Consider the following 15,076-nt stretch of genomic DNA (forward strand, 5'->3'; position numbering starts at 1 on the left):
ATAGCAACAATAACAACATGTTAAACGATAATAAAGTTCTTCCCTTCGAAAAGGGTTTGAGATGGACAAACGTTTATTTCATAGGCATCGGCGGTATTGGCATGAGTGCATTGGCGCGCTATTTTGTGGCTAACGGAAAGGTTGTTGCTGGGTATGATAAAACGCCTTCTGAAATTACCGATAGCTTAACTGTTTTGGGCATAGAGATTCATTTTGAAGATGCTATAAAAAATATTACAGAAACGTTTCTAAATGCTGAAAACACCTTGGTTATTTACACACCGGCAATTCCTAAAAACCATGCTGAATTCAATTATTTCAAAAACAATAATTATCACATTTTAAAACGCTCGCAAGTTTTAGGCTTAATCACCGAAAACACCTTTTGTCTGGCAGTTGCAGGAACCCACGGAAAAACCACAACCACCAGTATTTTAGGGCATTTGCTACATGAATGTCATGTGCCATTAACCGCGTTTTTGGGTGGCATTTGCGAAAATTATAATTCTAATTTAATCCTTAACGGTACCGAAGTTTCGGTGGTTGAAGCTGATGAATTCGATAGGTCGTTTTTAACACTCTCACCAAACCTAGCATGCATCACTTCCATGGATGCCGATCATTTGGACATTTATGGTGATGCTTCTGAATTGATAAAATCTTTCGAAGACTTTTCAAAAAGAGTCAAACCAAACGGAAAATTATTTGTTAGAAATGGGTTGCCCATTAAAGGCATAACCTATGGCATTGAAGATGGTTCCGATTATTCGGCCCAAAACATAAAAATAGAAAATGGCACCTATGTTTTTGATGTAAAAACACCAAAAACAGTGCTTGAAAATTTACAATTTAACCTACCTGGGAGACACAATCTGTCTAATGCACTAATAGCCTTGGCGATGGCTGTAGAATATGGTTGCCCTTACCGGCAGCTCGCCAAAGCATTAGCGTCTTTTAAAGGGGTAAAGCGCCGGTTTACTTATCACATTAAAACCAATGATTTCGTTTTTATTGATGATTATGCGCATCACCCCGAAGAAATAAATGCGGTACACCAAGCGGTGCGCGAAATGTACCCAAACAAAAAAGTATTGGCAATTTTTCAACCACATTTATTTAGCAGAACCCGCGATTTTATTGACGATTTTGCTAAAAGTCTATCACAGTTTGATGAAGTATTGTTACTCGACATTTATCCAGCACGCGAATTGCCCATCGAAGGAGTAACATCAAGATGGTTGCTAAGTAAAATATCCAATAAAAACAAACAGTTGATAACGAAGCAACAGTTATTGCAAAAAATACACGACAGTGAAGCTCAAATTGTGCTAACCATTGGCGCGGGTGATATTGGCGAAGAAGTAAAACACATAAAAAAAGAATTTAGCCTTGAAAATTAACTGGAATTACATAAAAACAAGTGTTCTGCTAGCATTGGTTATCTTTTTGTACGCCTTTGCTACGGGCAGAAATTCTGCAAGAAACATCTCTAACCCCCAGGTCGAATTTATAGGCGAAAGCAGCCCGTACATTACCAACGAAAATGTTAGTAAATTGTTAATAGTAAATTTAAAAGGTGTAAAAAAAATACCTAAAGAAACTTTAGATTTGAATGGATTAGAAAATGCCCTAAAATCTCATCCCATGGTTAAAAAAGCTGAAGTGTATGTTACTGTAAATGGTACACTTAAAGCTAAAATTGAACAAAAAACACCTATTGCCAGAGTAAGCACCAATGCATCTTATTACATTGATAGCGACGGTTTTTATATGCCACTATCAAGCAATTTTTCTGCAAGAGTGCCCCTAGTTACCGGTTATGTTGAAAAAAACAACTTAAAAAGCATCTACACAGTTGCTAACAAAATAAAGGAAGATGAATTTTTAAAAAAGCATGTTATAGAAATCCATCAAGGCAACAACAGGGTGCTGTACTTAAAACTTAGGCAGTGTCATTTTTTAGTGCAATTAGGGAATGTGAAGAATTTAGACAAAAAAATTAATAACCTGAAAGCGTTTTATCAAAAAAACCTAAAAGAAAAAACGCTTGATACTTATAGCAAGGTCAATTTACAGTTTGATAACCAAGTAGTATGTACCAAAATTTAAGCAATGGAGCATAATTTAGCAGTAGGATTAGATATAGGAACCACAAAAATTGTGGCCATGATTGGTCGTAAAAACGACTACGGTAAAGTTGAGATTTTAGGCATCGGCCGATCGAAAAGTTTGGGCGTTCACCGTGGGGTTGTTAACAATATTACGCAAACCATTCAATCTATCCAACAGGCTGTTCAAGAGGCCGAGGCTGCTTCCGATATTAAAATTGAAGGCGTAACCGTAGGTATTGCTGGCCAACACATTCGTAGCTTACAACATAGCGATTATATTACCCGACCCAACGCGGAAACGGTTATTGATGAAGAAGATATTGACCGACTGATAAACCAAGTACACAAACTGGTGATGCTTCCCGGTGAAGAAATCATACACGTATTGCCACAAGAATATAAAGTGGACGGTCAAGCCGAAATTAAAGAGCCCATTGGTATGTACGGGGGCCGCTTGGAAGCCAATTTTCATGTGGTGGTAGGGCAAGTATCATCTATCAGAAATGTGGGGCGTTGTATCCAAAGCGCAGGCCTTAATTTAGAAGGCATCACCTTAGAACCGTTAGCATCAGCAAACGCGGTGTTGAGTCAGGAAGAAAAAGAAGCTGGAGTCGCCCTTATCGATATAGGTGGCGGCACAACCGATTTGGCCATTTTTAGAGATGGCATCATTCGACATACCGCAGTAATTCCTTTTGGTGGCAACGTTATTACCGAAGATATTAAAGAAGGCTGTTCCATCATAGAAAAACAAGCCGAACTATTAAAAATAAAATTCGGTTCTGCATGGCCCGGTGAAAACAAAGATAACGAAATCGTATCCATACCCGGGTTACGCGGCAGAGAACCCAAAGAGATAACCCTCAAAAATCTCTCAAAAATAATCCATGCGCGCATCGTTGAAATTATCGAGCAAGTGTACGCAGAAATTAAAAACTATGGGCACGAAGAACAAAAGAAAAAATTAATAGCGGGCATCGTACTAACAGGCGGGGGCGCACAACTAAAACACTTAAAACAACTGGTTGAGTACATAACCGGTATGGACACCCGAATTGGCTACCCCAACGAACATTTGGCGGGCGATAGCGATGAAGACATAACAAGCCCCTTGTACGCCACAGCGGTAGGGTTAGTGCTCGATGGCCTAAAACGCAACGAGCGTAAAAAAATTGAGCGCCAAGAAATAAAAAAGGCCGCAAAAGAAGAAGAAAAACCAATTGAAGACATTAAAGAAAAACCAGTAAAAAAAGAACGCCGTTCTTTTCTGGATAAGTTAACCGAGCGTGTCAAGGATTTTTTAGATAACGCCGAATAAAACACAATCCATAGAACCATAAAAAAGTAATCATTAAAGTATAATACCAGTAAAACAGAATTTATGAGCAGCAATAAAGAATTCGCAAGTATCGCATTTGATTTACCTAAAAACCAATCAAATGTCATTAAAGTTATTGGTGTTGGCGGTGGCGGCAGCAATGCCATCAACCACATGTTCCAACAAGGCATCAAAGGCGTCGATTTTTACATTTGTAATACCGATGCACAAGCACTTCAAAACAGCGGTGTACCCAATAAAATACAATTAGGACTTAGTTTAACCGAAGGTTTGGGCGCGGGCGCTAACCCTCAAGTAGGCGAACAATCGGCGGTTGAAAGTTTTGAGGACATTGCAAACATGCTCGATTCCAACACCAAAATGGTATTTATTACCGCTGGTATGGGCGGTGGTACCGGTACTGGGGCAGCACCAATAATTGCAAAAATGGCCAAAGATCTGGATATTTTAACCGTAGGTATCGTAACCATGCCATTCCAATTTGAAGGCAAAATGCGTATTGAACAAGCACAGATAGGCATTGAAAACCTTCGGAAAGTAGTCGATTCTTTAATTGTAATCAATAACAATAAGCTTCGTGAAGTGTATGGCAATCTTGGTTTTAAAGCAGGATTTTCTAAGGCCGATGAAGTGCTATCTACCGCTGCTCGTGGTATCGCCGAGGTTATTACGCACCACTACACACAAAACATCGATTTACGCGATGCCAAAACCGTTTTAAGCAATAGTGGCACCGCCATTATGGGTTCTGCATTGGCCTCCGGAAAATCGCGTGCTCAAGATGCGATACGCAAAGCGTTGGATTCACCATTATTAAACGATAATAAAATTACTGGAGCTAAAAATGTATTGCTGCTTATAGTTTCAGGAACCCACGAAATCACCATCGACGAAATAGGCGAAATAAATGACCACATCCAGAACGAAGCGGGCCATGGCGCAAACATCATCATGGGTGTTGGCGAAGATGAAAGTTTAGAGGAATCCATTGGGGTAACCATCATTGCAACGGGCTTTAACATTGAACAACAAGACGAAATTTCAAACACCGAAACTAAAAAAGTTGTTCACTCCCTTAGCGACCATCTTGAAGTAACCGCTAAAGAAAAAGACCCCGTTATCATTTCGCCCATCATTGAGCTGGAAGAAAAAAAGGAAACGCCCATAGTTAAGCATACCTTAGATTTCGATATAGAGGAAGCACCAAAAAAGGCCGAAAAACCTGTTGCACAAACCCAACAACCAGTAGCACCTCAAATAAATATCGATTTAATCCCTACTTCCGAGCTTATAAAAAACATCCAGGTTGTTTACGAAGAAGTAAGCGCCACGATTGAAGATGACGATGATTTCATTATAAAACCGGTAACAAAAATGTCTAAGGCAGATAAAGATATTGCCGATATAGAAGTGGTTTCCGATTATATAGAAGAAGAAAAACAGATAACCCTAACATTCGATTTACCGCTTCCAAAACAAGACAAAAAAGAAGAAGAAATGCTGTCGTTTGAATTTGATGACGACATCAAGGACATTTCGGTAAAAGATTATGTAGAGCTAATTCCTGTTAATGAAACCAATGAAAAAGGCGATGTACGCTATGCTTTGGAAGATTATATTGAAGTGGAATCATCCATGAACAAAAAACAAAAGGAAACCGCAGAATTGATAGAGGAATACGACCAAGAAATCGTTTTTGAAAAAAAGGTGGTAAAGACTCCTGTTCTGGAGCACGACGAAGATGAAGATTTAGACCCCATGAACAGTCCAATCTCAGAGATTCTAAAAGAGCGTGCCGAAGAACGTCGCCGCAAAATGAAGGATTTCAACTATAAATTCAACAACGCCAAAATTGACGATATCGAACGTGTTCCCGCATACAAACGCCAAGGCATCAATTTAGAGGACGCCAAACACTCATCGGAAACAAATATGTCGCGCTCCAGCATTGGTGTAGATGATAATGATGATATTAAAATAAGAAGTAACAACTCGTTTCTACACGATAACGTAGATTAAAATCCACTGACCTAACTTAGTTATTTTTTGAACCCGAACAGCATCCCTCAGCTTTTCGGGTTTTCAATTTCAACGAAAGTGCCAACCTCTGCATTTTTAATAAAAGCTATTAACAAAATTCGCTCAAAATAAGATTCTATTTTTTATCTTCGCAATCAAATTAAAAAACCATGAGTTTACAACAAAATATCATGACGGCCTTAAAAGAAGCCATGAAAGCAAAAGACCAAACGGCTTTAACCGCGTTGCGTGCCGTAAAGTCGGCTATTTTATTGGCTCAAACCGAAAGCGGAGCACAAAGCGAGCTAACCGAGGAACAAGAGCTTAAAATGCTTCAAAAACTGGTAAAACAACGCAAAGACAGTGCTGCCATTTATTTGGCGCAAAATCGTGAAGACTTAGCAGCGCCAGAATTGGCCGAAGCTGAAATTATAAGTCAATTTTTACCAGAAGCGATGAGCGAAGAAGCCATTGCAGATGTTGTAGTTGCAACTATTAAAAAAGTGGGTGCAGAAGGCATGAAAGATATGGGCAAAGTTATGGGTATTGTAAGCCAAGAGTTGGCAGGAAAAGCCGATGGAAAAACCATATCGAATATTGTAAAACAGAAATTATCATAATATAACAAAGAGATTCCTGCTAGGGATTTGGCTGCGTAGTTCAATTGGATAGAATATCAGATTTCGGCTCTGAGGGTTGGGGGTTCGAATCCCTCCGCGGTCACTAGAACACACTTCTAGCATTATTTAAAAAGCCTGAAAACCTTGTGTTTTCGGGCTTTTTTGTATAGTTATATGGTTATAAAAATTTATCATTCACAAAAAAAGCGGCACAAAATAATTTTGCTCCGCTTTAAATATCAAAAACGTTTCTATTAACGAAACCAGTTACTGTATTTGTATTTTCGCCCTATTATCTTCAATTTCAGAAGCTTCTTTTAAAGCGTTATAAAGTCTTGATGACACTACGTTTAGTTTTTGTTGCTCTACCCTATTGGCAACCGCCTGATAACTGTCTAGCTTAACCGCTGGAGTTACCTTGGTTACCTGAACCATGTACACGCCATTTACGCCATCAATTAATTTTGAGGTTTGGCCTTGTTTTAAACCAAATGCAGTACCAACAACCATAGGCTCCCTGCCTACACCTGTAATGCTTGGCGCCTTCATAGTTATATCGGTGGCGGTTCTTACTGTGGTGTTTTCGGCTTTAGCCAATGCTTCCAAATTGGTGGCAGTAGCTCTTTTTCTAATCATTTCTGCTTTTTTCTCCTGGCGAACTATGGGCGTTACACTTGGTGATGCTTCCTCAACAGACATTAAGCCTTTTTTATGTTTTGCAACCAACTGCGCAATAACATAGCCATTTGGAATGTTAAAGCGTTTGATGGCGCCTACATCGGTACCTTCCTCAAAAGCCCAACGCACAATAGGGCGCTGGCTACCAATACCTATTATATTTTCTTCTAAGGCTTTCAGTCCGTTTGAAGGTAAAACGATTAACTTTTTGTTTTTTGCAACGGTTTCAAAATCTTTGTCAACAACCGCAATTTCAAAATTTGAAGCGTCCCTAAATACTTTGTCAACGGTAGCTTCCGATGGCTCTATTTTTCTGGCAATTGTAGCCACTTGAACGGCTTTGTTTTTGCTTTTTTGGCCTTCAATTTCCATCACATGAAACCCAAAAACGGTTTTTACAACACCTAAATCGCCTACATTACCTTCAAATTCAAAATCATTAAATTCGGGCACCATGCTGTTATAAGGGTGCCAATCATAGCGCCCTTCGTTGTTTACACTGCCTTGATCGGATGAAAATTCGGTAACCAACGCGGGGAATTTGCTCTTATCGGCTTTCAAAACCGTTAACAAACTATCGGCAAGGGTTTTGGCTTGGGCCTCAATTCTGGTTACTTCAGGGCCTGCACCTTGAGCACCAATAAACGTAATGAGAATATGACGTACTTTAGCGGAATCGGGTATTTGCTTAACGGCTAAAACTTTGGTTAACTTGAAATATCCATTGTCTTTATATGGCCCATAAACGGCACCAACGCCTAAGTTGAAAATACTATCGGCGGCCACAGCGGGCAAACTGGACTTGAACACAAAACGTTTATCGAATTTTATATCGGAGTGTGAATTAACATAATCTTCATTTTCAGTGGTATTTAAAAACCCAACCACCGTTTCGCTCGCTTTCGTAATATCGTTATATTCTTCTTTGTTATTTAAAAGTGCCTTTAAATCGGTAGTTATAGCTTTTTCGTCCTCAGCAGAGGCGATTTCATCAAACTTTACAAACTTTATATCTCTGGAAGCTTCAACTTGGTACTGTTTTTCGTGTTTTTTTAGGTAGCTTGAAATATCCGATTTTTCAACTTTAACCTTATCATCGGGAATGGAGCTATAAGGAATCTGTACAAACTTAATATCTACTTTGTTGTTTTCCAATTTGTGTTCCAATTCGCCTTCTAAAAGGGTGCTTGTTAAACCGGCTCTCACCATATTAAAATAATTTTGTTGCAGCGCATTGGAAGCGATTGATTTTTCGTAATCAATCCAACTTTGGTACCCTTGTGGCGATGTTTCCTTTAGGTTTGCAATGTACTCGTTAAGCTTGTTTTCATCAAACATGCCTGCAGAATTTAAAAATTCCGGACTGGAGGCCAGTGCCGTTTTTAGCAAATCGCGCATTTGGTCTTTCTCAATGGTAATGCCCAGTTTCTCAAACTGGGTTTCCATTACGGCCTGTCTTACTTCCTGTTCCCAAACTTGGTTCATAATTTGGGTACTGGTAGCACTTGGCCCTGCTTGACGCTGTGCTGCCTCTACTTTTTGCAAAAAGTCTTCACGGTTAATTTCCTTACCGTTAATGGTTGCAACAATGTTTTGTGAGTGCGATACGGAGTTGCCGTCTTTAATCAATCCGCTTAGTACAAAAGAAAATAACGCTAATGCTATAATGATTATTAAAAAAAGTGAGCGTTGTCTAATCTTATTTAAAATTGCCATCTGTAATTATTTTTTTATCCTTTTTTGGGAATTTAGCTTGTTAAGTTGGTTGCCAATTGCTTGTTGACAAAATATCGTGCGCGAAAATACTATTTTCTATTTAATAATAAAAGTAGTTGGATGTTTAATTATTTTAATTAATCGTTGTCTATTATTTTAAGTGCCACAAGATCGATTTTAGTGTTCGATACTTCTAAAATCGTGAATTGAAACGTATCAATTTTAACTACCTCGTTTTTAGCTGGAATTTCTTCGGTATCGTTTACAATCAAGCCTCCCAAGGTTTCGTAATTTTCACTTTCCGGAAGGTTTAGCTTGTAGGTTTCGTTTAGGTAATCAACTTCTAGTCGTGCCGAAAAGGTATAGGTACCATCGTCCTGCTTTTCTTCAATTAAATCGTCGGTATCATGTTCATCCTCAATTTCGCCAAACAATTCTTCTACAATATCTTCAACGGTCATAATACCCGAGGTACCGCCATATTCATCCAAAACAACGGCAATACTTTTTCGTTTTTTTATCAATACGTTGAGCACATCTTTTATAAGAACGGTTTCTGGCACAAACTCAATGGGCAACAACATGGCTTTAATGTTTTTGGGTTTTTTAAACAGTTCAAAGGAATGAACGTAGCCCAAAATATCGTCAATGGTATCTTTATAGACCAAAATTTTGGTAAACCCGGTTTCGGTAAAAAGGGTGTTTAGGGTTTTAATGGAGTCGTTAATTTCTACGGCGGTTATCTCGGTACGTGGTACCATGACTTCGCGGGCTTTTACTTCGGAAAATTCCAGGGCATTTTGGAATATCTGGATTTCAGAATCGACATCGTCGTGGGCTTCCACCGATTCCATTTGTTCGCTAATGTAATTGCCCAATTCCACCTTTGTAAATGCCAATTGTATTTGGTCGCCCTCGGTTTTAAAGAGATGTTTCAAAACAAAATCGGAAATCCATATAACAAAATCGGAAATCCATGAGAACATAACATAAAACACATAAGCAGGTACAGCCAAGGCCTTTATTAAGGTGTTGGCATAAATTTGGAAAAACACTTTGGGCAAAAATTCGGCCGTAATAAGGATGACCAGTGTTGAAATAATGGTTTGGGTTAGCAAACTAAAATCGGTAAACATGAGGTTTAAAAAACCATAAGGTGTTGGCATTAAGGATTGGAACCATGCCACCAACACATCGCCCATAAAAAACCCATAGATTACCAATGCAATATTGTTGCCAATAAGCATACTGGCAATGTACTTTGAGGGTTTTTCGGTGAGCCTAGATAATATTTTTGGCAATAGCCCTTCTTGCTTTTTTTCGATTTCAATGTGTATTTTGTTTGAAGACACATACGCAATTTCCATACCCGAAAAAAAGGCCGAAAGTATTAACGAGGCAAGAATGACGACACCATCAATACCCATTTATCTTGAATTGTTTTTGTCGTTATATTTCTTGGCAAATTTCCTTCTAAAGAAATAGATAAAAATGGCCAAGGCAGCCAACCCAAAGGAAAGATAAGCGCCATGTACCCCATCTTGCCATTTTGAAATGCCGTCGTATAAAAATAATACGGCAAAAACGAGGTAGGCATATTGAAAGATTTTTGAGAAATTCATGTTGAGATATTTATTATTGTAGCGTAAAGATAAATAAAATTGAAGTACAACACTTTTAAATAAAATTGGAAGACACGGAAATTAATCTTCTACGGTAACGTAACCGGTTACCTCAAGCACTTCGGCATTTGTGAATTTGGAGTTTGAATCGAATCCATTGCCGTTAATAATATCCTTTTCGGTGGTAAAGGTTACGGGCCTATTGGTAAACAACCATTCGTTTTTTTGGTCGTAATATAATTGTTCTGCTTTTAAAATATTGTTGTCGCTGGTAGTAATAAGCACGTTTCCCTGCAAATCTATTAGGTTTGTGGTGCTGTAAATGATGGCATAATCGGAAACGACCGTGCTTTTTTTATTGTCATCATCATACAAATATAATGTGATGCCGTCGGGAAATTCATCATAAGGAAAATTTCTGTTGGAAAAATCGAGCCGTTTCGGACTTAATAGATTGGCGGTTACCCTACCCGAATCGGTATATTTTAAATCGATGTTTTCTGCAATGCCAATAGGCTCATTTTCTGAAATGCCCATTTTTTGTACCTGCTTTAAACCATCATTACATGAAAAAAACATAGTCACCAAAATTAAGGTGACTATGTTGGGTATTTTATATATACGTTGTTTTTTCATTAGATTTTTGGCACGGTAACCGAAGCCCCTATCCAACAACCAATTTTAATGGTTTGCCCACCATTGCCGGCAGTGAATATATCTGCTTTTGAAGGTGCTTTAGCCAAATAGTTTTGGGCATTTTGTTCGGAAGCGTTTCTTAAAGTAGGATCGAATTTTCCTGCTTTTCTAGCTTCATCGGCCGCTAACCAATATACTGCCCGCTTGTTAAAGTTGGTATCGCCACAATCGTTCGCACTAGCGGCATACATAGAAGCTATTGCTAAATATGGACGGCCGTTTGAAGGATTGAACTTTAAAGCCTGTTGGTAATAACTTCTGGCCTTACCGTAATTGCCTCTTGATTTTAGTTTGGATGCAATTCTACTATACAAATTAGATTTTTTAAAGCTATCGGTTTCTAAACTAATGGCTTCTTCGTAAAACGAAATCGCTTCATTGGTTTTGCCCTCTTTATCCTTTAATATCCCTAAATAATAAGCTGAATTAGCCGATGGACTTAACGCATGGTACGCGTTTACCAACTTAAAGAACATCGGGTCGTCGGTACAATCTTTTTCAGACATTTTACCTGCAGCCCTTTGTAACCATACGGCATTATCTTTATTGGCATCAAAATTCTTTTTGTACAAAGGAATCAAGATATCACAATTGGCACGTGTACCCATTTTTTCGTCGATGCCCGAAGCAATTAAATCGTAATTGGTTAAATAGCTTTCGTAATAGGCTTTATATTGGGCTTCTTTGCTAGTTAACTCGGTTCCCGCCTCAATTTTCTCGTTCAGCTCGTTAAGACTTTCAGAGTAGTTTTTCACTTCGTTCTCTACTTTTTCAACAATATCGTCGTATTTATCGAACAATTCTTCAGCAGGTTTTTTTCCCGCATCAAACATATCAACCATTAAGGAGAAGTAAGTATATAAACTTTGAGGGTTTGTAAAGGTGTCCTTATCCAAGGTATAGGCGGCGTTAAAGCACTCGTACAGCTCTTCGTCCGTTTTGTTTAAAAGGGCTTTGTTGTCGTACATTAATTGGCACGATTGCGCTGCATACTCCCCTGCTGGTGTTTTATCAGGAAAATTTTCAACCCTTTCACTCCAAAGTTTTACCAAATCGTTAATAAAAGGCACTTTATCAGCACCGTTTGCATTGGCTATTTTGTCCTCTAAAATTTTTTGTCCATCTATATAAATAGCATTGTTAAATTTTGGGCATTTTTTTCTAACGTCCATCCAGGGTTGGTAGGCCGCTTCGTAATTTTTTGCTTTTACATACTCATGGAAAATAGACAGTTTCGTCATGCACTCTTCATCTTGCTGTGCAAATCCCATATTTAACCCAATAAATACCAGTGCTAGTACTAATGTAATTTTTGTTTTCATGATAAAAATAATAATGTTTCGCTGTTAGTCATATTTCCTTTTATTAAACCATCTATCGTTCAAAGATAAACTTATTTGGAAATTTATAAAATTCTCTTGTATTAAATTACTGTTTGTTGTTCCTCTTTTTCCAAATTCAAAACCTAGGTTGGCGTTTGAGAAAAAACTCCCTACGGGTAGTCCCACTCCAAAAGACATGCCAAACTCGTTTATCGATTCATTTTCTATATTTAAACCCGTTTTTTCAAAGTGCAACCCTGCTCTGTAAACCGCTCTTTTAAAGTAGCTTGAAAAGGAATTGTACTGCGGAATGTAGAACCCGCCCAAGGCTATGGTTGAAGCGTCTTCATAGGCTGTGCCGGTTCTTGTGTACAACTTATTGGAAAAATTACTGGTTTTTTGTGAGGTATATTCGGTGCCCACAAACCATTTTCTGGGTTCGCCTATACCAACGCCTACTGAAAATTTTGAAGGCATGACCAAATCGGTTTCCTTCAGGCCCAGGTCTTCCAAATTGGTATCTATTGTTTTCACCGGAAACTCTTGCCCTGTTGATGTGCTAATGGAAATGGTGGAAGTGGACCTTTGGTTTTGTGAGGCCAAATTACTTTCTGGCATGTAGGTAAGGCCAGAGACCAATTCCAGCTTTTCGTTCAACATTTTTTTATAGGAAAGGCCAAAATTGAAGTTAACGCCACTTAAATCGGAACGGTTGTTTTCCCTAGATTGGTATTGCGTTGGAAAACCATCGTCATCATAACGAAAAGCGATGCTGCTGTTTTGTATGTTGCCAAAGTTGTATTGAAAATCGATACCCGCGCTCAAGTCTTTTGTAATTTGGTAACCTAGCCCCAGAAATGCCTTATTTAGTCCGCCTTGGCCTCGAAATTTATAGGAAATGTTGCCATCGCTATCAATGGATTCCAATTTATATCCTACGGAAGTGAAGGGCAACAGCCCAAAGCCAAAACCAAATTTCCCAACGGGAACGGACAATGCCAAATAATCAAACGTAGAAGATGCTGCCTTTTCGCTTCCTGAGTTGCTTTTTAAGTTCAGTTTTGATGAACTTCCGCCAACGGTAAACTTTACGGGCCTGCTTTCATTATTTAAAATCTCTAGGTTGTTTCCTGCATAAGAAGCGGGATTGCGTAAATTAATATGGATGCTATCGGTATAAATACTTAAACCGCCCATACTTCTGTTTTCAACGGTTCCCTTAAATTTAAGGCTTCCAATGCCGTAGAAGGAGTAAGGAGATGCCGTTCCTTCTTGCGCATAACTACTTATTGTAAAAACTGCAATAAAAACTAATACAAGTTTTTTTATCATTCGTTTGAATTAAATTGTAAAATAAAGTTCAGTCCTTCTAAAAGAAAATTTGAAGTCGCAAATATGCTACTTTTTAATTGTTTAGACAAGAAATTACTATCGCCTCCTGTTAAAATAACTGTTAAATGTGGATATTTTTGTTTGTAATCCCCAATAACACCATCAATTTCCTTTAAAACGCCGTACACTACGCCCGAGTGGATTGCCTCTTTTGTTGAGTTTCCAATAATGTTTTTGGGCCGTTCTATATCCAATAACGGTAAATTGGCCGTTAAATTATGAAGCGATTTATAGCGCATTTGCAACCCCGGGGCTATGGCACCTCCCAGATATTCACGAGACTTGTTAACAAAATCGTATGTTATGCAGCTGCCAGCATCGATAACAAGCACATCGTTTTCGGGATAATGTTGCACAGCGGCACTTACAAGCGCCAGCCTATCAGCACCCAGTGTTTTGGGCGTTTCGTAAAGATTCTTGAACGGGAGTTTGGTATTGAAATCTAGGTGTACCACCTCAATAAGACTTTTTAAGGCCTGAACATCGGCTGCATTTAATTTGCCAACCGATGAAAGTATGGCTTTTTTGATGGCCGTAAATTTTTTGAGGATGACTTTAATTTCATCTAAAACAGCATGCAGCGTAACCGCTTTTTTATGTATCATTTGGTCGCCTTCAAATACCGCTAGTTTAACAAAAGTATTTCCAACATCAATTATTAAGTTCATATAACCTACAAAAACCACAAATTTACAAAACACTAAATAATAATAATCGCTATTTAACTTATTATATTGATTACAAATCATATAACACCATTTAATACAATTGCTAAAAAAAATGATGCTATTTTTGTGTTTTTATTTTGGTGAATAACAAAAATGAGTATATATTTGCATCCGCTTTAGCGAGGTACCTTAGCTCAGTTGGTAGAGCAAAGGACTGAAAATCCTTGTGTCCCTGGTTCGATTCCTGGAGGTACCACAAAAAAAAAAAGCAAACCCTTTATAATCAATTGATTGTAAAGGGTTTTTTAATTTGAAGGAATTTTATAGATGACGAATTTAATAATCTTTCCAAATACCTGAACCAAGTCAAGCTTAACCATTTAAACACAAAAGCCCATGTAAATTGACATCTACACGGACCTTTTTATACTCAAAAAAAAAGTTTAACTCACTTTTTGTTTTTCTTTCATTTTTTCTAGCAGCATGAGTTCGTGCTGGATTTGCTCTTTCCTTTCGTTGAATTTGCGAACGCGCTCATCAATAATGGCTTGTTTCTTAATGCTTTCCTCGCGCCTCAAAGCTTCTATTTCAATATCCCTTTTTTTGTTTCTTCGCTCTTTAATTTTTTCAAATGCCACCGAAAAATAGGCATAGCCATACATACTTAAAAACAATAAGGCGATAATACCCAATATAACGTAACCGTTTTCCATATCCTTTAAATTTACAATTAAATTTGCCCTGTTTAGTACTAAAACCTGAACTTAAGTAAAGGTAATGAAAAGGCTTTTTTACTAAAAATAAAAAAGATGAAGTACCAAAAAAAAACTTCCAAACGCAAATTATCGACAAAACACAAAATGCTATTGTCAAATTAAGGTATTTAAGCTGCG

At 38.1% G+C, this 15,076-nt stretch carries 13 protein-coding genes and 2 tRNA genes; 7 read left to right on the plus strand and 8 right to left on the minus strand.

Going from position 1 to position 15,076, the window contains the following annotated elements; genetic code table 11:
- Window positions 1–17 precede the first annotated feature (17 nt).
- The 6 genes from murC (at window position 18) to GQO80_RS05510 (ending at window position 6,192) form a co-directional block, all read left to right on the plus strand.
- Window positions 18–1,400, plus strand: a complete 1,383-nt coding sequence (murC, locus tag GQO80_RS05485) for a UDP-N-acetylmuramate--L-alanine ligase (RefSeq protein WP_232333126.1) — start codon at window positions 18–20, stop codon at window positions 1,398–1,400.
- Entirely contained in the window at window positions 1,390–2,109 is a 720-nt protein-coding gene (locus GQO80_RS05490) for a cell division protein FtsQ/DivIB (RefSeq protein WP_157207340.1), read from the plus strand. Before murC ends, GQO80_RS05490 begins: the two co-directional genes overlap by 11 nt.
- 3 nt (window positions 2,110–2,112) lie before the next feature.
- The gene (gene ftsA / locus GQO80_RS05495) at window positions 2,113–3,429 is read left to right on the plus strand and encodes a cell division protein FtsA (RefSeq protein ID WP_157207341.1); all 1,317 of its coding nucleotides are present in this window, start codon (window positions 2,113–2,115) and stop codon (window positions 3,427–3,429) included.
- Between the two features lie 63 nt (window positions 3,430–3,492).
- Window positions 3,493–5,469: a cell division protein FtsZ gene (gene ftsZ / locus GQO80_RS05500; protein ID WP_157207342.1), complete on the plus strand. Its 1,977-nt coding sequence runs from the start codon at window positions 3,493–3,495 to the stop codon at window positions 5,467–5,469.
- A gap of 170 nt (window positions 5,470–5,639) precedes the next feature.
- Entirely contained in the window at window positions 5,640–6,089 is a 450-nt protein-coding gene (locus GQO80_RS05505) for a GatB/YqeY domain-containing protein (RefSeq protein ID WP_157207343.1), read from the plus strand.
- Between the two features lie 29 nt (window positions 6,090–6,118).
- Window positions 6,119–6,192, plus strand: a tRNA-Arg gene (locus GQO80_RS05510).
- 164 nt (window positions 6,193–6,356) lie between these two features.
- Here GQO80_RS05510 and GQO80_RS05515 read toward each other — a convergent pair.
- From GQO80_RS05515 to GQO80_RS05545, 7 genes are all read right to left on the minus strand, one after another.
- A complete protein-coding gene (locus GQO80_RS05515; RefSeq protein WP_157207344.1) occupies window positions 6,357–8,483 on the minus strand; it encodes a peptidylprolyl isomerase in 2,127 nt (708 codons plus the stop codon).
- Window positions 8,484–8,620: 137 nt separating this feature from the next.
- Window positions 8,621–9,910, minus strand: a complete 1,290-nt coding sequence (locus tag GQO80_RS05520; protein ID WP_157207345.1) for a hemolysin family protein — start codon at window positions 9,908–9,910, stop codon at window positions 8,621–8,623.
- Window positions 9,911–10,105, minus strand: a complete 195-nt coding sequence (locus GQO80_RS05525) for a hypothetical protein (protein ID WP_157207346.1) — start codon at window positions 10,103–10,105, stop codon at window positions 9,911–9,913. It abuts the gene before it with no gap.
- An 81-nt stretch (window positions 10,106–10,186) separates the two neighbouring features.
- The gene (gene lptC / locus GQO80_RS05530; RefSeq protein ID WP_157207347.1) at window positions 10,187–10,741 is read right to left on the minus strand and encodes an LPS export ABC transporter periplasmic protein LptC; all 555 of its coding nucleotides are present in this window, start codon (window positions 10,739–10,741) and stop codon (window positions 10,187–10,189) included.
- On the minus strand, window positions 10,741–12,123 hold the full coding sequence (locus GQO80_RS05535) for a hypothetical protein (protein ID WP_157207348.1): 1,383 nt from the start codon (window positions 12,121–12,123) through the stop codon (window positions 10,741–10,743). Before GQO80_RS05535 ends, lptC begins: the two co-directional genes overlap by 1 nt.
- A gap of 24 nt (window positions 12,124–12,147) precedes the next feature.
- On the minus strand, window positions 12,148–13,455 hold the full coding sequence (locus tag GQO80_RS05540) for a hypothetical protein (RefSeq protein WP_157207349.1): 1,308 nt from the start codon (window positions 13,453–13,455) through the stop codon (window positions 12,148–12,150).
- Window positions 13,452–14,264 (minus strand): type III pantothenate kinase, encoded by an 813-nt coding sequence (locus tag GQO80_RS05545; RefSeq protein WP_317163224.1) that lies wholly within the window; start codon window positions 14,262–14,264, stop codon window positions 13,452–13,454. Before GQO80_RS05545 ends, GQO80_RS05540 begins: the two co-directional genes overlap by 4 nt.
- A gap of 102 nt (window positions 14,265–14,366) precedes the next feature.
- On the opposite strand from GQO80_RS05545, the gene GQO80_RS05550 reads away from it, so the two are divergent.
- A tRNA-Phe gene (locus GQO80_RS05550) sits at window positions 14,367–14,439 on the plus strand.
- 187 nt (window positions 14,440–14,626) lie between these two features.
- Here the strand turns inward: GQO80_RS05550 and GQO80_RS05555 are convergent.
- Window positions 14,627–14,896, minus strand: a complete 270-nt coding sequence (locus tag GQO80_RS05555) for a hypothetical protein (protein WP_157207350.1) — start codon at window positions 14,894–14,896, stop codon at window positions 14,627–14,629.
- Window positions 14,897–15,076 lie beyond the last annotated feature (180 nt).

Source organism: Mariniflexile maritimum (assembly GCF_009746565.1).
Lineage (GTDB): Bacteria > Bacteroidota > Bacteroidia > Flavobacteriales > Flavobacteriaceae > Mariniflexile > Mariniflexile maritimum.